The 22,181-nt window shown below is 66.9% G+C and carries 19 protein-coding genes and 1 tRNA gene; 15 read left to right on the top strand and 5 right to left on the bottom strand.

The window, feature by feature from the left end; genetic code table 11:
• Nucleotides 1–144: 144 nt before the first annotated feature.
• On the bottom strand, nt 145–1,095 hold the full coding sequence (locus D4765_RS12695; protein ID WP_237280412.1) for an arginase family protein: 951 nt from the start codon (nt 1,093–1,095) through the stop codon (nt 145–147).
• Nucleotides 1,096–1,290: 195 nt separating this feature from the next.
• On the opposite strand from D4765_RS12695, the gene D4765_RS12690 reads away from it, so the two are divergent.
• Entirely contained in the window at nt 1,291–2,091 is an 801-nt protein-coding gene (locus D4765_RS12690; RefSeq protein ID WP_136642673.1) for a gamma-glutamyl-gamma-aminobutyrate hydrolase family protein, read from the top strand.
• 30 nt (nt 2,092–2,121) lie between these two features.
• Here D4765_RS12690 and D4765_RS19240 read toward each other — a convergent pair whose 3' ends face one another.
• Nucleotides 2,122–2,274 carry a hypothetical protein gene (locus tag D4765_RS19240; RefSeq protein WP_161580439.1) on the bottom strand — a complete coding sequence of 51 codons (153 nt, stop codon included), beginning with the start codon at nt 2,272–2,274 and terminating at the stop codon, nt 2,122–2,124.
• A gap of 234 nt (nt 2,275–2,508) precedes the next feature.
• On the bottom strand, nt 2,509–3,405 hold the full coding sequence (locus tag D4765_RS12685; protein WP_136642672.1) for an intradiol ring-cleavage dioxygenase: 897 nt from the start codon (nt 3,403–3,405) through the stop codon (nt 2,509–2,511).
• A gap of 160 nt (nt 3,406–3,565) precedes the next feature.
• Here D4765_RS12685 and D4765_RS12680 point away from each other — a divergent pair.
• From D4765_RS12680 to D4765_RS12655, 5 genes are all read left to right on the top strand, one after another.
• Nucleotides 3,566–3,640: transfer RNA gene (locus D4765_RS12680), tRNA-Arg, on the top strand.
• Nucleotides 3,641–3,879: 239 nt separating this feature from the next.
• Nucleotides 3,880–5,484, top strand: coding sequence for a carbohydrate-binding protein (locus tag D4765_RS19235; RefSeq protein WP_161580438.1), 1,605 nt, complete (start codon nt 3,880–3,882; stop codon nt 5,482–5,484).
• A gap of 240 nt (nt 5,485–5,724) precedes the next feature.
• Nucleotides 5,725–6,519, top strand: coding sequence for a transglutaminase-like domain-containing protein (locus tag D4765_RS12665; protein WP_136642669.1), 795 nt, complete (start codon nt 5,725–5,727; stop codon nt 6,517–6,519).
• Between the two features lie 88 nt (nt 6,520–6,607).
• Nucleotides 6,608–8,260 (top strand): arginine--tRNA ligase, encoded by a 1,653-nt coding sequence (gene argS, locus D4765_RS12660; protein WP_136642668.1) that lies wholly within the window; start codon nt 6,608–6,610, stop codon nt 8,258–8,260.
• 8 nt (nt 8,261–8,268) lie between these two features.
• Complete coding sequence (locus tag D4765_RS12655) at nt 8,269–9,000, top strand: LmeA family phospholipid-binding protein (RefSeq protein WP_136642667.1); 732 nt, start codon at nt 8,269–8,271, stop codon at nt 8,998–9,000.
• A 9-nt stretch (nt 9,001–9,009) separates the two neighbouring features.
• Here the strand turns inward: D4765_RS12655 and D4765_RS12650 are convergent, their stop codons facing one another.
• On the bottom strand, nt 9,010–9,414 hold the full coding sequence (locus tag D4765_RS12650; protein ID WP_136642666.1) for a hypothetical protein: 405 nt from the start codon (nt 9,412–9,414) through the stop codon (nt 9,010–9,012).
• 201 nt (nt 9,415–9,615) lie between these two features.
• Here D4765_RS12650 and D4765_RS12645 point away from each other — a divergent pair, with 201 nt between their 5' ends.
• The 7 genes from D4765_RS12645 (at nt 9,616) to prmC (ending at nt 19,545) form a co-directional block, all read left to right on the top strand.
• Nucleotides 9,616–11,286 (top strand): diaminopimelate decarboxylase family protein, encoded by a 1,671-nt coding sequence (locus D4765_RS12645; protein WP_136642665.1) that lies wholly within the window; start codon nt 9,616–9,618, stop codon nt 11,284–11,286.
• Nucleotides 11,283–12,602, top strand: a complete 1,320-nt coding sequence (locus tag D4765_RS12640) for a homoserine dehydrogenase (protein WP_136642664.1) — start codon at nt 11,283–11,285, stop codon at nt 12,600–12,602. Before D4765_RS12645 ends, D4765_RS12640 begins: the two co-directional genes overlap by 4 nt.
• Nucleotides 12,602–13,708: a threonine synthase gene (gene thrC, locus D4765_RS12635; RefSeq protein WP_136642663.1), complete on the top strand. Its 1,107-nt coding sequence runs from the start codon at nt 12,602–12,604 to the stop codon at nt 13,706–13,708. The genes D4765_RS12640 and thrC overlap by 1 nt, the downstream gene beginning before the upstream one ends.
• Nucleotides 13,705–14,637, top strand: coding sequence for a homoserine kinase (gene thrB / locus D4765_RS12630; RefSeq protein ID WP_136642662.1), 933 nt, complete (start codon nt 13,705–13,707; stop codon nt 14,635–14,637). The genes thrC and thrB overlap by 4 nt, the downstream gene beginning before the upstream one ends.
• A gap of 191 nt (nt 14,638–14,828) precedes the next feature.
• Nucleotides 14,829–17,558: a transcription termination factor Rho gene (rho, locus tag D4765_RS12625; RefSeq protein ID WP_136642661.1), complete on the top strand. Its 2,730-nt coding sequence runs from the start codon at nt 14,829–14,831 to the stop codon at nt 17,556–17,558.
• Between the two features lie 6 nt (nt 17,559–17,564).
• Nucleotides 17,565–18,647 (top strand): peptide chain release factor 1, encoded by a 1,083-nt coding sequence (prfA, locus tag D4765_RS12620; RefSeq protein ID WP_136642660.1) that lies wholly within the window; start codon nt 17,565–17,567, stop codon nt 18,645–18,647.
• A 16-nt stretch (nt 18,648–18,663) separates the two neighbouring features.
• A complete protein-coding gene (prmC, locus tag D4765_RS12615; RefSeq protein WP_136642659.1) occupies nt 18,664–19,545 on the top strand; it encodes a peptide chain release factor N(5)-glutamine methyltransferase in 882 nt (293 codons plus the stop codon).
• 43 nt (nt 19,546–19,588) lie between these two features.
• Here the strand turns inward: prmC and D4765_RS12610 are convergent, their stop codons facing one another.
• On the bottom strand, nt 19,589–20,215 hold the full coding sequence (locus tag D4765_RS12610) for an HAD-IA family hydrolase (protein ID WP_136642658.1): 627 nt from the start codon (nt 20,213–20,215) through the stop codon (nt 19,589–19,591).
• Between the two features lie 77 nt (nt 20,216–20,292).
• Here D4765_RS12610 and D4765_RS12605 point away from each other — a divergent pair, with 77 nt between their 5' ends.
• Entirely contained in the window at nt 20,293–20,982 is a 690-nt protein-coding gene (locus tag D4765_RS12605; RefSeq protein WP_136642657.1) for an L-threonylcarbamoyladenylate synthase, read from the top strand.
• Between the two features lie 4 nt (nt 20,983–20,986).
• Nucleotides 20,987–22,180 carry an MraY family glycosyltransferase gene (locus tag D4765_RS12600; RefSeq protein ID WP_136642656.1) on the top strand — a complete coding sequence of 398 codons (1,194 nt, stop codon included), beginning with the start codon at nt 20,987–20,989 and terminating at the stop codon, nt 22,178–22,180.
• Nucleotide 22,181: the final 1 nt, after the last annotated feature.

Below are 22,181 nucleotides of genomic sequence, written 5' to 3'. Positions count from 1 at the left end.
CGTCTCACACTAGCGCCGGGGTGTGACAGGCGTCTGAATGGCGTGCGACGCTTGCCAGCGTGGGCCCGGGGGAGTAGAGCCGAGTGCCGGCACGAGCGTGCGGGTCGGAGTGCCCTGGTCAGGGTGCGCCGGTCAGCGTATGGGTCAGAGTGCGCGGGTCAGCGCCGAGATGATGCGCAGCACCGCTGACAGGTCGTCGGACGCGGCATCGGGGCTCGAAGGGGCGAATTGGGTGATGCCGGCACCGACCAGCGCGAACGCCCGGCGCACGGCGGTGATGTTCTCGACGAGGGCTGCAACGGTGACGCCGAACGGCTCAGGAAAACTGATGCCCGCAATCTCGGCGGGGTCGAGCACATCGAGGTCGACGTGCAGGTAGACGCTGTCGGCACCGGTGGCCCGAATCGCCTCGACGAGAGCATCGCCCCGCTCCAGTTCTTCGCTCTGCGAGAGAGCGTCGACGTCGACAAGGGTGATGCTGTGCTTCCGGATGTACTCCTCTTCGGCATCGTCGAAGGAGCGCACCCCGGCCAGTACCACGTGCGACGGCTCGAGGCGCTGCCCCGGTGCCGCAACGAGCAGCTCTGAGCCCTCGCCGAGCAGGGTGCGAAGCGTCATACCTGAGAAGGCTCCGGTGTCGGAGGTTTCGGGGGTGAGCAGGTCGGCGTGGGCATCCAGCCAGACCACGGCCAGCTTCGGGTGGGTGCGCTTTGCGGCCGTGATGGGGGCGAGTTCGACTCCACAGTCGCCGCCGATGGTGACGACGATGTCGGCGCGCGGGCGGGGGATGCTCGCGGGATCGGGATCGGGATCGGGATCGGGATCGGGATCGGCAGTGGCGTTGACGGCATCGATCGCGGCAGCGGCCGCCAGCTGGTCGAGCGCCTGCGCCACCGCGTCGCGCACCGTGTGCAGCGCACTGATGCGACTCACCCCGGTACCGAGGCTCTCACCCGAACCGAGGGGAACGCTCACACGCCGGGTCACGGCCGCGGGGAGGTCGCCCGCAATGGCGTCGGCACCGTCGATGAGCTGCATGGCGCGGCTCGAACCGGAGCCCTGCCACTCGGGGACAACAAGAAACGTAGCTGGCACGATCTCAGTCTGGCACGGCGCCGGCCCGCGCGGCCGGGGCGCTTCAGAAGTCGTTTCTGCGGCAGAAGCGCGACGCAGAAGTGTGACACCGCGTTACGCGCCCGGTGGCGGGCGGGGCGACGGCAGCGTTGACTGTAGGAACACGTGCGGGCGTCGAGCCTGCTGAGCACCGTTGATGCACGAGGAGGGCGCAGCATGACACTCACATCGGCTGCCCCTGGCGCTGTCTTCGGTTCTATCACCCGCACGCCGGAAGCTCGGGCCGAGCACCTCGAACGCCGCCGACTGGTCGTGGTCGAGGTTTCTGCGCATCGCCCGACCCGACCCGAATACCACTCGTACGTCGACGTGCTCAACTCGCGTGTGGTGCGCGAGGCGACCGAACTCGGCTTCGAGGTGACCCGGCTGGCCGCGGCCGACCTCGGCCCACGAGCGCTTCTTGCGCTCACCGACGACGCCGACGCCGTGGTGATCATGGGCGGCGAAGACGTTGACCCGCGATTCTATGGTGGGGCATCCGGATACCCGGCCGAAGGCGCACATTCGACCGAGGCCGATCTCGGCCAGATCGCGCTCGTTCGGCGTGCGGTCGAACGAAAGACACCGCTTCTCGGCATCTGCCGGGGGCACCAGATCATCAATGTGGCGCTCGGCGGCACCCTCACGCAGCATCTCGACGAGACCGGGCTGCACCGGCGTACGGGCGTCGCAGTGTCGGCGACCATGTCGTCTCACGCGGTCGAACTGGATGCGGCCAGCACTCTCGCGGCGCGTTTCGGCAGCACCGGCATCCGGGTGCAGAGCGCGCACCACCAAGCCGTGTCGACTCTTGGCGAGGGCCTCATGGTCGCTGCCGTGGCACCCGACGGAACAGCCGAGGCGCTCGAGCACATCACCGCGCCGGTCTTGGGCGTGCAGTGGCACCCCGAAGACCCAGGAGCGCCAGCCGGTCAGCTGCGCGTACTGCTCACCGCGCTGGTGGCAGCCCGCGTCTGAGTCGCTCTCAGCGCGTGATCACAACCGCGTTCAGCGCGGGATGGTACCGACGGTACCCGTCGGCTGTGAGCGCTGCAGCTCGGCCCGTTCGGCTAAGCGCGGGATGCGACCGATGATAAGCGCAACCGGCAGCGACACAATCACCCACACTGTGACAATGATTAAGACGAGGGCCAACGTCATTGTGTGCTCCTGGTTTCTTATCGAACGGTGAGGCGACCCGTCGAAGAGCGTGAGGAGCTGTGGCCCGACGCTGGGTCATGGGGGTGTTACTGGGGGTCAATTGCTGCTGTCAGCGTAGCGTCTACCGCGATCAGACCCGCGCAAACACGGCGTTTGAGCCGCAATTTGTGCAGAACTCGGCTGCCCTTGACATTTCGTGGCCCAAACCGTTACATTCGCCCACCCCAGCGCGCATCACACCCCGACGGTCAGGGCGGCTGTGAACCCCGCGTCAACCGACCCCGACACCGTGGCGATCTGGTGGATGGCCCCGTCGTCGCTGAATACGTTGTCGGTGCTGAGGCTCACGCTCGCCAGGTTCTTCACACTCTGCGCGTACCCACTGGTTGCGTAAACCACGTCGCAGGTCTCTTTGGGCATCGCGATCTGCGACGTCTTGACGATCGGGCCCGAAGCCACCGCCGTCGCTACATTTGCGTACACCTCGAAGTGGATGTGCGGCCACCGACCCGAGTAACAGGCCGGAAAGATCGAAGTGAATGTGACGATTCCCGATGCATCGACCGCCTGTACCCCGCGCAGATAGTTCTCTGACGTGATGCCTTTGCTGTAGAGCGAATACGCTCCATCACGGTCGCAGTGCCACAGATAGACCGCGGCACCCGTGAGTGCTGCTCCCGTCGACGCATCGCGCACACCGAGTTGAATGGTCAACGGCACCCCCGGCGCGGTCGTCGTCGACGACCCGAAACTCGACCGGATGTCACTGCGCACGATGCCGGAGTCGCCGAGCACATCGACCCCGTTCGATCCGTCGCCCGGGTAAGGGCCGGCCGTCTCGTCTGGCACCTCGGTCACGTCGCCGGCGGTCGTTGCGGTTGCCGATGCAGTGGCCGCCGCCGTGGCGCTCGCTGTTGCTGAAGCGTTCGCGCTGGCCGTCGCTCCGCTCGCCGCGGATGTCGGCGTCGAGCAGGCCGCCAGAAGCGACGCCGTAGCGATGCCGCCGAACAGCCCGAGCACGTTGCGGCGGTTCACCAGGGTGCGAACGTCGTAGACGAGCCCCCGGTCTTCTTCGTCGATGGGGTCGCCCTGGGCATCCAGCCACTGACGGTCGGTCGTGTTCTCTGTCATGCGCTCATCGTGAGGTTTCATGAGAGCTATCACATCTGACCGGCCTTGATGGATGCTCTGCTCTCTCTTTGCGCTTGCTATGAGACCGCGGCCGCTGCCGTCGCGGGCGTCACGTGAAGACGCACCCCGCGGCCAGTGCTAACCTAGACATCGCACTCCGGGCCCCATAGCTCAGGGGATAGAGCACTGCCCTCCGGAGGCAGGGGCGGCAGTTCGAATCTGCCTGGGGCCACCAGCGGTACTTTCTCACCAGCGGCATTTCCGCATCAGCGGCTCGTCTTCCGAGCAGTGCAGTCGCGATTCCGGGCGGAACTCTCGCGCGAGCGCCTGCGTCGAAGCGCGGTTCTTGTTTACCGCCGCCAGCTCGCTGAGACGCGGATGCTCGGCCCCACGCCCCGGCTACCAGTAGACTCAGCGGCCTCGCCACCGTGCGTTTCAGCTCACGCACAACCGGCGATTCTCTGGGGGAAAACTATGACGTGGATGCGACCGAACGACGACGCTGGCGGAGCCTCGAGAGGCCACCATGTACGCAAGAGAGCCGGTGGGCCCGCGGAGCGGAGCCTGATCCGCCGGGTGCTGACGGTGATCACCATCCTCGGCATTGTCATGACAGCAGCGATCGGGGGAGTCGCGGCGGTCGCCTCAGCCGCCACGACGACGAGCTGTGCGCCATTCCAGCAGCCGTACTCGGGCGACCCTGCCTATGCCAAGGGCGACAAGGTGACCTTCAGCGGCAAGGCGTACGTGTCGACGTTCGCCCCGAACTGGTGGTCGCCGAGCACTGCGCCTCAGTACTGGAGCGAGACGACCTGCGACACCACTACGCCGACTGCGACGCCGAGCCCGACGGTCACCCCTACGCCCACACCCACACCTACGCCGATACCCACGGCCTGCCGGCCGTTCGCTCAGCCCTACTCCGGCGATCCTGCGTACGCGAAGGGCGACAAGGTGACGTTCAACGGCAAGGCATACGTGTCGACGTTCGCGCCGAACTGGTGGTCGCCGAGCGCTGCGCCGCAGTACTGGAGCGAGACGACCTGCGACGGCAGCACCAGTACGCCGACGCCGACCCCAACTCCGACTCCCAGCCCCACCCCGCCCGTCACCGGCACGCCCAGCGGGCTGGTCTTCAGCCCGTACAAAGACATTGCCCAGGCCATGTTCTGGAGCACCGGCTACACCATGGGAACCACAGCGGTCAATGGATCGCCGACCCCACTCGTCGGCAGCGGCACGACCCTGCAGTCGACACTGCCCCAGCTGAACGCAATCACGCTGGCGTTCGCCACGGGTGACTGCGGCACAGAGAACTGGGCGGGCGTCTCTGCAGCGGCCTTCGCCGATGCCAACATCGCCGGACTCGACGCGGCCAACTATGACTACATCGTCAGCGCTGGTGGCGCGGCAGGCAGCTTCACCTGCTCGTCTGCCGCCGGCATGCGCACGTTCATCGATCGCTACGCGAGTAGCAACCTCATCGGTGTCGACTTCGACATCGAGCGTGGGCAGTCGGAAGCCGACATCCGCAATCTGGTGACGGCGGTGGCCGCTGTTCAGAGCAGCTACCCGAACCTGCGCTTCTCCTTCACCGTCGCCACACTCGGCGCCTCTGACGGCAGCTACGGCGGGGTGAATTCGACCGGTGACACGGTGATCAAAACGGTGCTTGCGTCGGGGATCCGCAACTACACCATCAACCTCATGGTGATGGACTACGGCCCGGCCTCGGCTTCAGTCTGCGTGATGGGCGGTTCCGTCTGCGATATGGGCCTCTCGGCCGTGCAGGCCGTGACGAACCTCCGTCACACCTACCCGACCGTTCCTCTGACACAGATCGAACTCACCCCGATGATCGCCCTCAACGACATCTCCGACGAGGTGTTCACGTTGCAGGACATCGACGAGATGACGGCGTACGCCGTGCAGAACAAATTGGCCGGGCTGCACTACTGGTCGCTCGATCGCGACGTGCCCTGCGGTCAGACTGCCCTCTCGAACACCTGCAACTCCACGCCCCCCATCCCGGCTCTCGCGTACACCAAGCGCTTCCTCACCGCACTCGGCCGCCTCTGAGCGGGTGGGTCGTGATGCACGGGGTCAACCGAGCCAGCTCCGACGGCTCCGCGCACGAGTGACTATGACGTTCCGGTCGATGTCGCTCAGGTACCGAGCGCGTTCTGCGAGCTTCGTGACCTCGATGCGGCAGAAGAAGTACTCACTGACTTCTACCCGGGTGTCGGGCTGCCCGACAAGGCCCTGCGTGCACGAATCGGGGTGCCAGAATCGCCCGAAATTCGTGGCAGGATCGTGATCATGAAGCGAACGGTCAGCGCACACATCGAATGTGACATCGACGCCCCCGCAAACCTTGTTTTCTCCATAGCCGTAGCTGCTGGGCTTGCCACGCAGAAGGAGTCGATCGAGTACCTGTACAACGGGCATCCGATCACGCCGGTCGAGATTCTCGACGTGCACGGAACCCGATTGCACGAGTTCGACGCCGGAGCCGGGCACCTGAGCCTCAACTACTGGGCAGAAGTCGACGGCCTCGAGACCGCGGTTCCGGTGACGAAGAACGACCTCATCACGTACCTGCGACCGAGCCGCTACTGCGAGTCAGACATGCTGCTGCCGACGGCGCGCTCCGAATTTCGGGGGCTCGAAGGGCGCATACTGCTCGATTGCGTCTCGTCGTGGGTGGGCGAGAAGCTCAGCTATGTTCCCGGGTCGAGCCTGCCCACCGACGGAGCCGTACGCACTCTGCTGAGCCGCCAGGGCGTGTGCCGCGACTATGCCCACCTGGTGATCACGCTGCTGCGCGGCCTCGACGTGCCGGCGCGGCTGGTGTCGGTGTACGCGCCGGGCCTTCGCCCCATGGATTTCCACGCGGTTGCCGAGGCCTACATCGACGGCGAATGGTTCATCGTCGATGCCACGGCGCTCGCACCCCGTCAGAGCCTTGTTCGCATCGCCACGGGTCGCGATGCTGCCGATACGGCCTTTCTCACCAACCACGGGGGCTGGCTCACCCTTACGGCTCTCGAAGTGACGGCCACAGCGGATGCCCTGCCCCACGATGACACCCGCGAGCTCGTTCAGCTGCACTGACCGGCTGCACTGACCCACTGCACTGACCGGCTGCACTGACGCACGGTGTCTCGGGGCCCCACGCGGCGCCGAGATAGACTCGTAGACCGTGACTCCCGAAGATCTTTCCAGCGCTCTGTTCGACATTGTGACCGCCCGCCTCGACGGCTCGGCCTCCATCACAGCGGCTGACGTGCTGCTCGAGCGCCCGCGCAACCGCGACCACGGCGACTGGACCTCGAACATCGCCATGAAGCTGGCAAAGAGCCTCGGCACCAACCCGCGCGCGTTCGCCGCCGAGCTTGTGCCCGAGATCTCCGCCATCGCCGGTGTGTCGAAGGTGGATGTCGCGGGTCCCGGCTTCATCAACATCACTCTCGACACCGCTGCCGCAGGCGAGATCGCCCGCTCCATTCTCGTCGCCGGTGACAGCTACGGCCACAACCACCAGCTCGACGGCCTGAGCGTCAACATGGAGTTCGTCTCGGCCAACCCCACCGGCCCGCTGCACCTCGGCCACACGAGGTGGGCGGCCCTCGGCGACGCCATCGCGCGGGTGCTCAGCGCATCGGGTGCGGAGGTCACGACCGAGTACTACATCAACGACGCCGGCAACCAGATGGACAATTTCGGGGCATCCATTCTCGCCGCCGCGAAGGGCGAGCCCACGCCCGAGAAGGGCTACCCCGGCGAGTACATCCAGCAGCTCGCCGCGAAGGTTCTCGAGCAGGTTCCGAACCTCGCCGAGCTGCCGCACGACGAGGCCGTGGGCGTTGCCCGCGACATCGGCTACCGCCAGCAGCTCGAAGAGATCAAAACCTCGCTTGAGAGCTTCAACGTGCACTTCGACGTGTTCTTCTCCGAACTCAGCCTGCACGAGACCGACCCCGAGACGGGCCTCAGCCTCATCGACCAGGCCGCCGTGCGCCTGCGCGAGCAGGGCCACGTGTACGAGAAAGACGACGCGGTGTGGGTGAAGACCACCGACTTCGGCGATGACAAAGACCGCGTGCTCACCCGCGGCAATGGCATCACGACGTACTTCGCGGCCGACGCGGCGTACTACCTGAACAAGAAAGACCGCGGCTTCACCGAGAAGATCTACCTGCTCGGTGCAGACCACCACGGGTACGTGGGCCGATTGAAGGCGCTCGCAGCGGCGGCCGGCGACGACCCCGACGTGAACATCTCGGTGCTCATCGGCCAGCTGGTCAACCTGAACGGTGCCAAGCTCTCGAAGCGCGCCGGCAACATCATCGAGCTCGACGACCTGGTGGCCTGGGTCGGCGCGGATGCCCTGCGGTACTGGCTCGCCCGCTACCCGGCCGATTCGCCGCTGTCGCTCGACGGCGAGGTGCTGCGCTCGCGCACCAACGACAACCCCGTGTTCTACGTGCAGTACGCGCACTCGCGCACTCGCTCGGTGGCGAAGAACGCGGCGGCGGCCGGCGTCGACCGCAGTGTGTTCGAGCCGTCGCTGCTCAGCCACGAGGCCGAGACCGAGCTGCTCGGGTCGCTTCAGGAACTGCCGCGTATCGTGGCACAGTCGGCCGAGCTGCGGGAGCCGCACCGCGTTGCCCGCTACCTCGAAGAGGTTGCCGGGCACTACCACCGCTGGTATTCGGTGTGCCGGGTGCTTCCGCTCGGAGACGAGCCGGTCACCGACCTGCACCGCACGCGTCTGTGGCTGAACGACGCCACCGGCCAGGTCATTCGCAACGGCCTCGAGCTGCTCGGCGTCTCTGCGCCCGACCGCATGTGAGGCGAGCGATGAGACGCCGAAGCAGGGTGCTGACCGGAGTCGCGATCGCCGTGGTGGTCGTGGCGGGTGGGCTGGTCGTGGCCGATGTGGGCCTGAGATCGTTCGCCGAGGGGCAGGTCAGACGGGCGATGCTCGACAGGCTGCCGTCGAACGTCACGGGTGACGTGACGGTTCAGATTGGCGGATGGTCGTTTCTCGAGCAGTACGCCAGCGGAACGTTCGACGAGGTCACCCTCACCGGTGCCGGGCTGGCGGTCGACGGAACGCCGCTGCAGGCGAAGGTCGTGGCCAACGGTGTGTCGACCGACCAGTCGAAGCCCGTACCGCGGATCGCGGCGACTCTCACCCTCGATGAAGCGGCCGTGAACCGGTTTCTGTCGATTCCGGGCTCGAACTCGATCACGCTCGGCGACGGCACGGTGGGGTATCAGGGTTCGGTGAGTGTGCTCGGCCTGTCGTTCGGGTACGACGCGACGGCGACGGCGACCCCCTCGGGTGCCGACGTTCTTCTGACTCCCGTGAACGCGAAGCTGTCGGCGGGTTCTGCGAGTTTCGACGTGAGCGGGGCGCTGAAAGCCGTGGTGGCGAAGCCGATCAGCATCTGTGTGGCGAAGTACCTGCCGCCGAGAGTCGAGATCACGGGCATCACGCCCTCGCCAGGGCAGGTGACGGTCGACGCGACCGCGACGAACCTGGTCTTGAGTGCCGCCTCGCTGAGCGCCACGGGCAGCTGCGGCTGAACACCCCACTCACTTCGGCTGGTCGGCGACCTTGATGTCGATGTGGTAGTCGCTGCCTTTCACGTTGCTGATGGTGACCGCCGTGTCGTAGTGCACGCCGGGGGAGTCGTCGGCCGTGAGGTCGCAGTGCACTACGGAGTCGTTGACGAGGGCGATGGGGTCGCTGCCGCAGTCGACGGTGGGAGACGGGGTACCGGCGGCGACCTGCTTCACGAGGGTGTTCGTGACCCCGGTGGCGAATTCGCTGGCCGGCACGGTGAGGGAGGCACTCGCCGAGCACCCGGAGACCGCGAACGACAGCGCGAGCGAGAACGAGACCGCGAGCGTCGCGACGAGCGGCCCACGACGGGCCCGCCGACGTGTGGCATGCTGCGCACCGAACCGTGCGGGCGTGTTTCGAGCGGTGGTGGTCATTCGGCCTCCTTCATCGATGAATTCTCACCAAGTATAGAGAATTCATCAGGTTCGCGTGTAACACGATTCGAGCCACTCACGGATTCCGCTAGAATTGCCTTATTGACGGCTTCAGGGACCAATCCGGGTTCGCTCGCCCCCAGCTGCCCTGAGCCCGCCGACCACCGCCGGGCCCCGCTCGATGTGCCAGAGGTTCACCCGATGACTGCCAATCCGCTCGCGCCGTCGTGGCTCACGCTGCCCGCCGACGCCAATGATCTCCCTCCCGCCGTCTGGCCCGGTTCTGCCACGCGCACGAGCACCGGCGAACTCTCGCTCGGTGGCGTTGCCGCCTCGGAGCTCGTGGCCCGCTTCGGCACTCCGCTCTATGTGGTCGACGAGGCAGACGCCCGGGGCCGCGCGCGCCACTTCCGCGCATCGTTCGAGGGTGCGTTCGCGCGCATCGGCACCGACGTCACTGTCTACTACGCCGCCAAGGCGTTTCTCTCCTCTGCCGTCGCCGAATGGATGACCGGCGAAGGCCTCAGCATCGACGTGTGCAGCGCGGGCGAGTTCGCCGTGGCCATCGGCGCCGGCGTCTCACCCGAACACATCGGGTACCACGGCAATAACAAGTCGCTCGCCGAGATCGACGAGGCCGTCGAGTACGGCGTGGGCGCCATCGTGATCGACAGTCCCATCGAGGTCGAGCGCGTTGCTGCCGCAGCGCTTCGCCACGGCCGCGTGCAGGCCGTGCGCCTGCGGGTGAACAGCGGCGTGCACGCTCACACCCACGACTTTCTCGCCACAGCGCACGACGACCAGAAGTTCGGCACCGCACTTAGCGACGCTCCCGAGCTGGTGGCGGCCATCCGGTCGCACAGCAGCCTGCGCTTTCTCGGCCTGCACTGCCACATCGGTTCGCAGATCTTCGGCAGCGACGGTTTCAGCGAGTCGGCGGCGCGCCTGCTCGACGTGCACGCGGCGCTGCTCGAGGGCGGCGAGATTCCCGAGCTGAACCTCGGCGGTGGGTTCGGCATCGCCTACACGCGCGCCGACGACCCGACGCCGGTGGGGCAGCTTGCAGAGCAGTTGGCCGACATCGTCGGTTCGGAGTGCGCTCGCCTCGGCATCCCGGTGCCGCACGTTGCGTTCGAGCCGGGCCGCGTGCTCATCGGCCCGTCGACGGCGACGCTCTATACCGTGGGAACAGTGAAGCCCGTGAGCGTGGGCGTCGAGGCCAGTGCAAAGGCCAGTGCAGATGCCAGTGCAGATGCCAGTGCAGATGCCAATGCAGAGGGCAAGGCAGAGGGCGGCGCAGACGGAAGCGCCGAGAATGGTGCCGACACCGCCGTGCGCACCTACGTGAGCGTCGACGGCGGCATGAGCGACAACGCCCGCCCAGCGCTCTACGGTGCCGACTACAGCGTGCGCATCGCCGGCCGCGTGTCGACGGCCGAGCCCCTGCTGGTGCGCATTGCCGGCAAGCACTGCGAGAGCGGTGACATCGTGGTCTACGCCGACTACCTGCCGGCAGACGTGACCCCCGGTGACACCGTGGCCGTGGCCGCCACCGGCGCCTACTGCTGGTCGCTCTCGAGCAACTACAACTATCTGGGGCGCCCGCCCGTAGTAGTAGTGCAGGGCGGCTCGGCTCGGCTCATCATGCGCGGCGAGAGCGTCGACGACCTGCTCGCCCGTGACCCGGGGCTGGCGCGCTCCACCCGCACCGCCACGACGGCCGCATCCGCAGCCGCGGGGTCATCCGCCACCACGGGGACATCCGCCACCACGGCCGCATCCGTAGCCGCGGGGACATCCGCCACCACGGCCACCACTGCCCCGAACCACGCCCCGGCACGCGCCGCGTCAGAGCCCCGGAAAGCATCATGATCGAATACCGCAACCTGAAGATCGCGCTGCTCGGCGCCGGCAACGTGGGTGCCCGCGTGGCGCAGCTGCTCATCGAGCACAGCGACGAACTCGCCTCACGAGTGGGTGCCGGGCTCGAGCTCGTCGGCATCGCCGTGCGCAACGTCGACGCCGAGCGCAGTGTCGACCTGCCGCAGGAGCTCTACACGACCGACGCCGAATCGCTCATTCTCTCGGCCGACATCGTCATCGAGTTGATGGGCGGCATCGAGCCGGCGCGCAGCTACATTCTGCAGGCGCTGCACTCCGGTGCCGACGTGGTCACGGGCAACAAGGCGCTGCTTGCGCTGCACGGCAACGAGTTGTTCGAGGCGGCAGAGCAAGTGGGCGCGCAGCTGTACTACGAGGCTGCTGCCGGGGGAGCGATTCCCATCATCCGGCCGCTGCGCGACAGCCTCGCGGGTGACCGGGTCAAGCGCATCCTCGGCATCGTGAACGGCACCACCAACTACATCCTCGACCGCATGGATGTCGACGGAGACACGATGGAGGCCGCCCTGGCCGCCGCCACCGAGCTGGGTTACGCCGAGGCAGACCCCACCGCCGACATCGAGGGGTATGACGCCGCGCAGAAGGCGGCCATCCTCGCGCGCCTCGCCTTTCACACGGCGGTTCCCGTCGATGCTGTCTACCGGGAGGGAATCACCGGCGTCACCTCCACGATGGTCGACCAGGCCCGTCGTTCGGGCTATGTGGTGAAGCTGCTCGCCATCTGCGAGCGGGTGGTCGACCCCGAGACCGGCGCCGAGGGCGTGTCGGCGCGGGTGCACCCCGCGCTGGTGTCGAGACTGCATCCGCTCGCTGCCGTTCACGGTGCGAAGAACGCGGTGTTCGTCGAGGCCGAGGCGGCCGGCGACCTCATGTTCTACGGTGCCGGGGCGGGAGGGCTGGAGACAGCATCCGCGGTGCTCGGCGACCTGGTTTCGGCAGCGAGGCGACATGTTGCGGGCGGGCCCGGGGTGGGTGAGGTCTTCACCTCGTTCTTGCCCATTCTGCCCATCGGCACCGTGCTCACCCGCTACCAGATCACCCTCGAGGTTGTCGACGAGCCCGGCGTTCTGGCGCGCATCGCCAGCATCTTCAGCGAGCACTCCGTCTCCGTCGAAGCGGTGCAGCAGTCTGTCGGGTCGCGTTCGGAGTCTGAGCGCTCCACCGCTACCCTTGTCATTGTCACGCACCAGTCGACCGACGCGGCCCTGTCTGCCACGGTCGACGCGGTGGCCCGGCACGAGGCCGTGACATGCGTGAAATCTGTCTTGAGAGTTGAAGGAGCCTAATGGCCACCGAAAGCCCCCGTATCCCGTCGCGGCAGTGGAGAGGCGTGCTGCACGAGTACGCCGACCGCCTGAACATCAGCGACGCGACGCCCATCATCACGCTGGGCGAGGGTGGTACCCCGCTGATTCCCGCGCCGGCTCTGTCGGCCCGCACGGGTGCCCAGGTCTGGGTGAAGTTCGAGGGCATGAACCCCACGGGTTCGTTCAAAGACCGCGGAATGACCATGGCCATCTCGAAGGCCGTCGAGCACGGTGCCAAGGCGGTCATCTGCGCCTCCACCGGCAACACCTCGGCCTCGGCTGCGGCGTACGCCACCCACGCGGGCATCAAGGCCGCCGTGCTTGTTCCCGAGGGCAAGATCGCCATGGGCAAGCTCAGCCAGGCCATCGCACACGACGCCGAGCTTCTGCAGGTTCAGGGCAACTTCGACGACTGTCTCGACATTGCCCGCGAGCTCGCTGCCAACTACCCGGTGCACCTCGTGAACTCGGTCAACCCCGACCGCATCGAGGGCCAGAAGACGGCCGCCTTCGAGGTCGTCGAGGTGCTGCAGGATGCGCCCGACTTCCACATCGTGCCCGTCGGCAATGCGGGTAACTACACTGCCTACTTCCGCGGCTACAGCGAAGAGCTCGAGCGGGGCGTCACCACGAAGCTGCCGCGCATGTTCGGCTTCCAGGCTTCAGGCAGTGCGCCCCTCGTGCTCGGTCACGTGGTGAAGAATCCCGAGACCATTGCCAGCGCCATCCGCATCGGCAATCCTGCTTCGTGGGGCTTCGCACTCGAGGCGCGTGAGAAGAGCGACGGCTACTTCGGCGCCATCGACGACGCCAAGATTCTCGAGGCGTACCGCATTCTCTCGGCCGAGGTCGGCATCTTCGTCGAACCAGCGTCTGCCATCAGCGTGGCCGGCCTGCTCGAGCGCGCAGAAGCGGGCCAGATCCCGCGCGGCTCCACGGTCGTTCTCACGGTCACAGGCCACGGGCTGAAAGACCCGCAGTGGGCGCTTCGTACCGCCAACGGCGGCGACATCACGCCCACCGTCGTTCCCGTCGATGCGGCTGAGATCGCCGGTGTGCTCGGCCTGTCGAAGGCCACCGCGTGAGCTTGGCTGGTCGCTCGGTCACCGTTCGGGTACCCGCGACGTCGGCGAACCTCGGCCCGGGCTTCGACACGCTCGGCCTGTCGCTGTCCCTCTACGACGAGCTGACGGTCACCGTTCGCGACGAGCGCGGTGCCACAGTGGATGTTCGGGGTGTCGGTGCCGGCGAGGTACCCACTGACGAAACCAACCTGGTCGTGCGCTCCATCGCGCACACGTTCGCCCACTACGGCCAGAGCATGCCGGGGCTCGACCTCATCGCTCGCAACAGCATTCCGCACGGTCGCGGGCTCGGTTCGTCTGGCGCGGCCATCGTGAGCGGCATCATGGCCGCGAAAGGTCTGCTCGAGGGCGTGGTCGAGATCGACGCGCTGGGGCTGCTCGCTCTCGCGACCGAGCTGGAAGGGCATCCCGACAACGTGGCGCCCGCCCTGTTCGGGTGCCTCACCATCGCGTGGGTCACGCCTGAGGGCCCCCAGTTCAAGAAGCTGAACGTGCACCGCGGGGTCTCGCCGCTCGTTCTGGTGCCGCAGGCGACGATGTCGACGGCCTTGGCTCGCAGCCTGCAGCCGGCGACGGTGCCGCACGAAGACGCCATCTTCAACGTCTCGCGCTCGACACTTCTCATTGCGGCGCTCATCCAGAGCCCCGAACTGCTGTTCGCCGCCACTGAAGACAAGCTGCACCAGAGCTATCGTGCTGCCGCGATGCCCGAGACCGACCGCCTCATCAGGCTGCTTCGTGCCCAGGGCTTTCCGGCCGTCGTTTCTGGTGCGGGGCCGAGCATTCTGGTGCTCTGCAGCGACCCGGGTCAGCGCCTGGCGGCTGCCGAACTGGTGGCAGCAGAGTCGGCGACACCCTGGAGCTCACTCGTTCTGGCTGTCGACTTCAAAGGTGCTACAGTAATAGCGCACCCGGTCGACGTCGAGTAGCTCTCAAAAGCTGGCGGCGTACGGTTTTGGCTCATCTGCCAACCCGTGGGGCCCGGTCGCACATCCTCTAATTATCGCTGACGCTTGTTGTGCCGCTGAGAGCCACAGTTCGTAGCCTCCGCCAACGCATTCAAGCGCGTACAGCTCTTCTGCCGCAATTCATAAGCCGGCAGAGGAAGGAAATCACCTTAGTGTCTGACACCGATCTCCACGCCCCGAGCGCGCAACGCTCCGATCTCGCAACTCTGAAAGTCTCAGAGCTGCAGACCCTGGCCTCCGCGCTCGGCATCGCCGGCGCCTCGAAGCTCCGCAAGGGCGACCTCGTCGCCGCCATCGCCGGGGCGCAGGCCGAAGCTCCCTCGGCTGACCTCGCGCCTGCCGCCGACGCAGCCTCCGCTGCGGTCGACGGTGCAACCGACGCTCTGACGCAGTCGACGACGGCTCCGGATGCACAGGCCAGCGCCGCGCCTGACGCCACCGCACCGGCGGCTCCGGTTGCTGCCGCGGGCACTGACGCCCCGAACTCCACCGCCCCGAACGCCACCGCGCCGAGCGCATCTGATTCGAGCGCCACCGCTTCGAGTGCCACCGCTTCGAGCGCCACTGACGAGCCGACCGCTGCCGCCCTGGCTGCGGCCGGTATCGCCGAGCCGACGGCAGAGGTCGTCGCACCGGCGAGCACGGGCCGTCGTCGCGCCTCTCGCCGCGTCACCAACTCCGAGCCGACCAGTGCCCCCGCAGCCGAGCGTCGCTCGGCCGTACAGCACGTGAACGCTTCGGCAGACGAGCTCGCTGCTCTGGTTCCCACCGGTGCCGACACTGAAGCTGGCGCCGACACTGACGCCGGTGCCGACACCGCCGCCGCCACCAGCGCGCGCGATGACTCGAACAGCTTCGCCCTCGACGCTGTCGCCAGCTCTGCCGCTGCCGCCTCTTCTGAGACCGCCGTCGCCGAGCCGGGCACCGCCTCGTTCGAGATCACGCTTCCCGAGGGTCCGCAGGGCGGCCCCGCACGCTCCGAGCGTCAGGCTCGCACCCCGCGCCTCACCCGGGCCCAGCGCGCAGCGCAGGCTGCCCGTGACGCCGGCGAGGCTCCGGCCGAAGCGCCCACGTTCGAGCGTTCCCGTACCGACTCCATTCTTCCCGACCTGCCGATCGTCGACAGTTCCGACACCGAGTCCGACGTTTCGGCGCGTGGCGAGCAGTCCGAGCAGGGTGAGGGTCGCCAGGGCGGCCGCAACCGCAACCGTCGCGACCGCAACGCCGATCGTTCAGCGAACGGTGGCGCCGCGGGCGGCCAGAACGCCCAGCAGGGTAACGACCGGGCTGCGAATACCGGGGAGCGTGCATCCGGTGACCGCACCGAGGCTGTCGCCGACCGTGCCGCGAACGATCGTGCAGCCAACGACCGTGCCGCCAACGACCGCAACACCACCGACCGCGCTGCGAACGACCGCGCCGAGGGGCGGAGCAACGCCGACCGCACCAACAGCGACCGTTTGAACAACCAGCGCGGCGCCGCCGGTACCCGTGGCCAGCGCAACGACCGCACCGATCGTGACCGCACCGACCGCGACCGCGACGATCAGAGCTTCGACGAGCAGCAGCTCGACGAGCTCAACGACCGCGGTGGCCGTCAAGACCCGAACGATCGCAATGACCGCAGCGCGCGCAACCGCTACCGCGACCGCAAGCGCCGCGGCCAGGGCCAGGGCGATGACCTCGAGCCCGAGATCAGCGAAGACGACGTGCTCATCCCGGTGGCGGGCATCCTCGACATTCTCGACAACTACGCGTTCGTTCGCACCAGCGGTTACCTGCCGGGCAACAGCGACGTGTACGTCTCGCTCGGCCAGGTCAAGAAGTACAATCTGCGCAAGGGCGATGCCGTCGTCGGTTCCATTCGCCAGCCGCGAGAGGGCGACAGCAACGGTCGCCAGAAGTACAACGCCATCGTCAAGGTCGAGTCGATCAACGGCCTGCCCGTCGAAGAGGCCGCAAACCGCGTCGAATTCTCGAAGCTCACCCCCCTCTACCCGCAGGAGCGCCTGCGCCTCGAGACCGAGCCCGGCAAACTGACGCAGCGCATCATCGACCTGGTTGCCCCCATCGGCAAGGGCCAGCGCGGCCTCATCGTTGCGCCCCCCAAGGCAGGCAAGACCATCGTCATGCAGCAGATCGCCAACGCGATCTCGACCAACAACCCCGAGGTTCACCTCATGGTCGTTCTGGTCGACGAGCGGCCCGAAGAGGTCACCGACATGCAGCGCACGGTCAAGGGTGAGGTCATCGCCTCCACCTTCGACCGCCCCGCCGAAGACCACACCACGGTCGCCGAACTCGCCATCGAGCGTGCGAAGCGCCTCGTCGAGCTGGGCCACGACGTGGTCGTGCTGCTCGACTCGATCACCCGCCTCGGGCGCGCGTACAACCTGGCGGCCCCGCCGTCGGGTCGCATTCTCTCTGGTGGAGTGGATGCCGCAGCCCTGTACCCGCCGAAGCGTTTCTTCGGCGCCGCCCGCAACATCGAGAACGGTGGCTCGCTCACCATTCTCGCCTCGGCTCTCGTCGAGACCGGGTCGAAGATGGACGAAGTCATCTTCGAAGAGTTCAAGGGCACGGGCAACATGGAACTGCGTCTGTCGCGCCAGCTGGCCGACAAGCGCATCTTCCCCGCGGTCGATGTGAACGCATCCGGAACCCGCCGCGAAGAACTGCTGATGGGCGTCGACGAGACGAAGATCACCTGGAAGCTGCGCCGTGCCCTCGCCGGGCTCGACCAGCAGCAGGCGCTCGAGATCGTGCTGGGCCGGTTGAAAGACACCACCAGCAACGTAGAGTTTCTGATGCAAGTGCAGAAGTCGATGCCGGAGAACCGCGCCGCGGCCGGCCACACGAACCACAACCACAAAGAGGATTAGGCAGTCATGTTCGAATCAGTGGAAACCCTGCTGATCGAGCATGACGAGCTGCAGGAGCAGCTCGCTGATCCAGCGCTTCACTCGGATCCTGCTCGATCCAAAAAGGTCAACCGTCGCTACGCCGAGTTGAGCCGCATCATCGCGGCGTGGCGCGAGTGGCAGCAGTTGACCGACGACGTCGAAGCCGCCACCGAGATGGCGGCCGAAGACGCGTCGTTCGCCGCCGAGCTGCCCGGTATGACCGAAGAGCTCGAGGTCTCGACCGAGAAGCTGCGGCGCCTGCTCATTCCCCGTGACCCCAATGATGGCCGAGACGTCATCATGGAGATCAAGATGGGGGAGGGCGGTGCCGAGAGCGCGCTGTTCGCCGCCGATCTGCTTCGCATGTACCTGCACTACGCAGAGTCGAAGAAGTGGAAGACCGAGATCATCGAGCAGACCTCGAGTGACTTGGGCGGCATCAAAGACGTGCAACTCGGCATCAAGGGCAAGTCGACTGACCCCGCCGAGGGCGTCTGGGCGCACCTGAAATACGAGGGTGGCGTGCACCGCGTGCAGCGGGTGCCGGCCACTGAGTCGCAAGGCCGTATTCACACCTCCGCCGCCGGCGTGCTCGTCTATCCCGAGGTCGACGAGCCCGAAGAGGTCGAGATCAGCCAGAACGACCTCAAAATCGATGTCTACCGCTCGAGTGGCCCCGGTGGCCAGTCGGTGAACACGACCGACTCCGCCGTTCGCATCACCCACCTCCCCACGGGAATCGTGGTGGCGATGCAGAATGAGAAGAGCCAGCTGCAGAACCGGGAGGCCGGTATGCGGGTTCTGCGTGCCCGAGTGCTCGCGAAGCAGCAGGAGGAGATCGACGAGGCCGCGTCTGCCGTTCGTAAGAGCCAGATTCGCACCATGGACCGCTCTGAGCGCATTCGCACCTACAACTTTCCCGAGAACCGCATTGCCGACCACCGCACGGGCTACAAGGCCTACAACCTCGACGCCGTCATGAACGGTGCCCTGGAGCCGGTCGTCGACTCCTGCATCGCGGCAGACGAAGAAGCCCGGCTCGCAGAGCTGGGCACTCAGGCTGAGTGAGACGCGTGGCCCGGCCATGAGTGTGATTCAGATCGACAGGCCCATCACGGTTCGCGTGCTGCTCGAGCACGCGGTCGGGGTACTTCGGCGCGCCGGTGTGCCTGATCCCGACGTCGACGCGCTGCTGCTGCTCGGCCACGTGCTCGGTGCCACGCGCGGCCAGGTTCAGGCGCTGACCTACACCGATTCGCCGGTGACGGTCGACGACGCAGTCATGATCACCGAGGCGGTCGAGCGCCGCGCCGCGCGCGAACCGCTACAGCACATCACGGGTTCGGCGGGCTTTCGTACCATCGAACTCGCGGTCGGCCCCGGCGTGTTCGTGCCGCGGCCCGAGACCGAGTTCGTCGCCGGGCTCGCCATCGATTCCCTGCGCTCGATGGCCGATGAGTCGCCCATCGGGGTAGACCTCGGCACCGGTAGTGGCGCGATTGCGCTCTCGATGGCTGTCGAGGTGCCGCACGCCCAGGTGGTCGCGGTCGAGAACTCGACGGCCGCCTTCGTGTGGGCGAAACAGAATTTCCACGCAGTGGATGCCCCCAATGCCCGGCTCGTCTTCATCGACCTTGCCGACGCGCTGCACGAACTCGACGGTCTCGTGTCGGTCGTCATCTCGAACCCGCCCTACATTCCCACCGACGCCATTCCGCGCGACCCCGAGGTGCGGCTGTACGATCCGGAGCACGCGTTGTACGGCGGCGCCGATGGCCTCGACGTAGTGCGCCAGGTGTCGCTCACGGCTCTGCGCCTGCTGCGGCCGGGCGGTGCGCTCGTGATGGAGCACGGCGAGCTTCAGGCAGCGGCCATCCGGAGCCTGCTGCAGGCCGACGGCTGGAATGCAACTGCGTCGCACCGCGACCTGACCGGTCGCGACCGCGCCACCACTGCGCTCCGCTGATTCGCCCCGCTGGCCCTCAGCGAACGCGGAGCGGCGGGGCCGGTCAGGCCGCAGCGAACGCGTCGATCGCAGCGCGCATGGCTGCGCCGTCGGGCAGGTGGTCGACCGAGGGCACGTGAAATGCCCGGATGCCGAACTTCTGGGCTGCAGAGACGTTGCGCGCGTTGTCGTCGAGAAAGAGTGCGTCGCCTTTGGCCGCATCGAAGCGCTCGATGGCCAGTTCGAAGATGAGCGGGTCGGGCTTGGTGACGCCGAGGTCGGCCGAGACCAGGTCGTGGTCGCCGAGAATCTCGGCCACGTCGGGCGCCAACACGGGCAGCGAGGTGCGGAACAGCACGTTGTTGTTCGAAAGCAGTGAAGCGGTGCCGATGCTGGTGGCGTGCCGCAGGGCATCCACGGCCGTCTCGCTGCGTGTCATAGCGGCCTTACGTGATGTCTGCCACTTCTCGAGCGTCAGAACCGTACCGGTCACCTCGTGCCACGCCTCGAGGTACGACTCGACCGTGGGGTACCCACCGCTGTCGGCCTTCTCTTCGTGCCCGCCGACCCACCAGGTCTTGGCGAGGTGGTACTGGGTCGAGCCGGTGAGCTCGGCCAGGGCAGGCAGCCGCTTGTGGAAGTCGTACGCGTAGAGCGTCTGGTCGAAGTCGAACAGATAGAGTTTGGTCACCTATCGAGTATCCCAGTGCTCACCCCGCGCGTTCTGCATCGGTGCACACACGTGCAGCGGCTATCATTGTCTGCGACATGGCTGCCATCTACGACTGCACGGTTCCGGCCGAACTCCTTGCCGGAATGCGCCTCGCTCGGGCCGCTCTCTCCCGGGGCGAGCTCGTCGTGATCCCCACCGACACCGTCTACGGCATCGCCGCCGACGCGTTCAACGCGCGCGCGGTTCAGCGCCTGCTCGACGCGAAGGGGCGCACCCGGCAGTCTCCGCCTCCTGTGCTCATTCCCGACCTCCGTACGCTCGATGCCCTCGCCGAGACCGTGAGCGAGCCGGTTCGGCTGCTGACCGCGAAGTTCTGGCCGGGCGGGCTCACCGTGGTGGTGCCGGCGCGCGCCTCCCTCCTGTGGGATCTGGGTGAGACCGAAGGCACCGTCGCCCTCCGCATGCCCGCCGACCCGCTCGCACTCGAGCTGTTGGCCGAGACGGGCCCGCTCGCCGTGTCGTCGGCGAACCTCACGGGGCTGCCGGCCGCTCTCACTGCGCACGAGGCTGAGCGGATGCTCGGCGACAGCATCAGCGTCTACCTCGACGCCGAGCACGCCGACGTCACTCCGGTCGGTCTCTCGTCGACGATTCTCGACGCGACCAACCACGACACCGTGCGGGTCATCCGAGTGGGCGCGGTATCGCTCGAGGAGATTCGCGCCGTGATCGGTGACGCGCTCGTCACCGACGAGACCCCGGCCGACGCCGACCCGGCGGGCTGAGCACGTGCGCTTCTACCTGCTCATCGCGGGCCTGTCTGCCGTGGTCACCTTCGGGCTGGCCATCCTCGTCTACAAGCTCAGTACCAAGTACCGGCTGTACCCGAAGATCCGCGAACGCGACGTGCACACACGCCCCACACCGCGGCTCGGCGGCGTGGCCATGTTCTTCGGAATCGTGGTGGCGATCGGCATCGCCTCCCAGATCAGCTGGTTCGGGCTGGTGTTCACCAACCCCGGGCCCATTCTCGCCATCCTCGGTGCCGCGCTCATCGTGGTTCTCATCGGCGTGGCCGACGACATCTGGGATCTCGACTGGTTCACCAAGCTCGCCGGCCAGATCATCGCGGCTCTGCTGTTGGCGTGGCAGGGCGTGCAGATCGTCTCGCTTCCCATCGGCGGCCTGACCATCGGCTCGAGCGGCATGTCGCTTCTCATCACGGTTCTCGCGATCGTTCTGGTGATGAACGCCATCAACTTCATCGACGGGCTCGATGGTCTCGTCGCGGGCGTGGCCATCATCGCCAACGGCACCTTCTTTCTGTACAGCTACCTGCTGGTGAAAGAGACCTCGCCGAGCGATTACTTCAACCTGGCTTCGCTCATCACGGCCGTGCTCATCGGCGCGTGCGCCGGCTTCCTGCCGCTCAACTGGCACCCGGCCCGCCTCTTCATGGGCGACGCCGGTTCGATGCTCGTCGGTCTTCTCATGGCCACCAGCGCCATCGCGGTGACCGGCCAGATCGATCCCGGGACCCTCGGCCGCTCGCAGTTGCTGCCCGCGTTCATGCCCATCCTGCTGCCGTTCGCCATTCTCATCCTGCCGTTGCTCGACTTCGGTCTCGCCATCATCAGGCGCCTGCGTGCGGGCAAGAGCCCGTTCAGCGCCGACCGCAAACACCTGCACCACCGTCTGCTCGATATGGGCCACTCGCACTTTCATGCCGTGCTCATCTTCTACGCGTGGACGGCCGTCGCCTCCGTCGGCTGCCTCCTCTTCTTCGTACTGAACCCGTACTGGTACGCCTTCGTCTTCCTCGGGGTCGGGATGCTCGTCTGCACCGTTCTCACCCTCGCCCCGCTGACGCGGCGCAAGGCCGTCGAAGCCGCCATCCAGCTCGCCCCCGCCGAGAGCATCCTCTCAACTGAAGCCGCTGTACTCGACCCGCTCGATATGGCCAGCGACGAAAAGGAAATCTGAT

It is taken from the genome of Subtercola vilae (assembly GCF_004923255.1).
Taxonomy (GTDB): domain Bacteria; phylum Actinomycetota; class Actinomycetes; order Actinomycetales; family Microbacteriaceae; genus Subtercola; species Subtercola vilae.
This window is presented reverse-complemented; position numbering and strand designations above follow the sequence as displayed.

Bases quoted from the DNA above. Each gene is read 5' to 3' on its own strand.
- D4765_RS12645 (WP_136642665.1), top strand. From the start codon at position 9,616: ATGACTGCCAATCCGCTCGCGCCGTCGTGGCTCACGCTGCCCGCCGAC.
- D4765_RS12650 (WP_136642666.1), bottom strand. From the start codon at position 9,414: ATGACCACCACCGCTCGAAACACGCCCGCACGGTTCGGTGCGCAGCAT.
- prmC (WP_136642659.1), top strand. From the start codon at position 18,664: ATGAGTGTGATTCAGATCGACAGGCCCATCACGGTTCGCGTGCTGCTC.
- D4765_RS12640 (WP_136642664.1), top strand. From the start codon at position 11,283: ATGATCGAATACCGCAACCTGAAGATCGCGCTGCTCGGCGCCGGCAAC.
- D4765_RS12605 (WP_136642657.1), top strand. From the start codon at position 20,293: ATGGCTGCCATCTACGACTGCACGGTTCCGGCCGAACTCCTTGCCGGA.
- D4765_RS19240 (WP_161580439.1), bottom strand. From the start codon at position 2,274: ATGACGTTGGCCCTCGTCTTAATCATTGTCACAGTGTGGGTGATTGTG.
- D4765_RS12690 (WP_136642673.1), top strand. From the start codon at position 1,291: ATGACACTCACATCGGCTGCCCCTGGCGCTGTCTTCGGTTCTATCACC.
- D4765_RS12665 (WP_136642669.1), top strand. From the start codon at position 5,725: ATGAAGCGAACGGTCAGCGCACACATCGAATGTGACATCGACGCCCCC.
- thrC (WP_136642663.1), top strand. From the start codon at position 12,602: ATGGCCACCGAAAGCCCCCGTATCCCGTCGCGGCAGTGGAGAGGCGTG.
- D4765_RS12655 (WP_136642667.1), top strand. From the start codon at position 8,269: ATGAGACGCCGAAGCAGGGTGCTGACCGGAGTCGCGATCGCCGTGGTG.
- D4765_RS19235 (WP_161580438.1), top strand. From the start codon at position 3,880: ATGACGTGGATGCGACCGAACGACGACGCTGGCGGAGCCTCGAGAGGC.
- D4765_RS12685 (WP_136642672.1), bottom strand. From the start codon at position 3,405: ATGACAGAGAACACGACCGACCGTCAGTGGCTGGATGCCCAGGGCGAC.
- prfA (WP_136642660.1), top strand. From the start codon at position 17,565: ATGTTCGAATCAGTGGAAACCCTGCTGATCGAGCATGACGAGCTGCAG.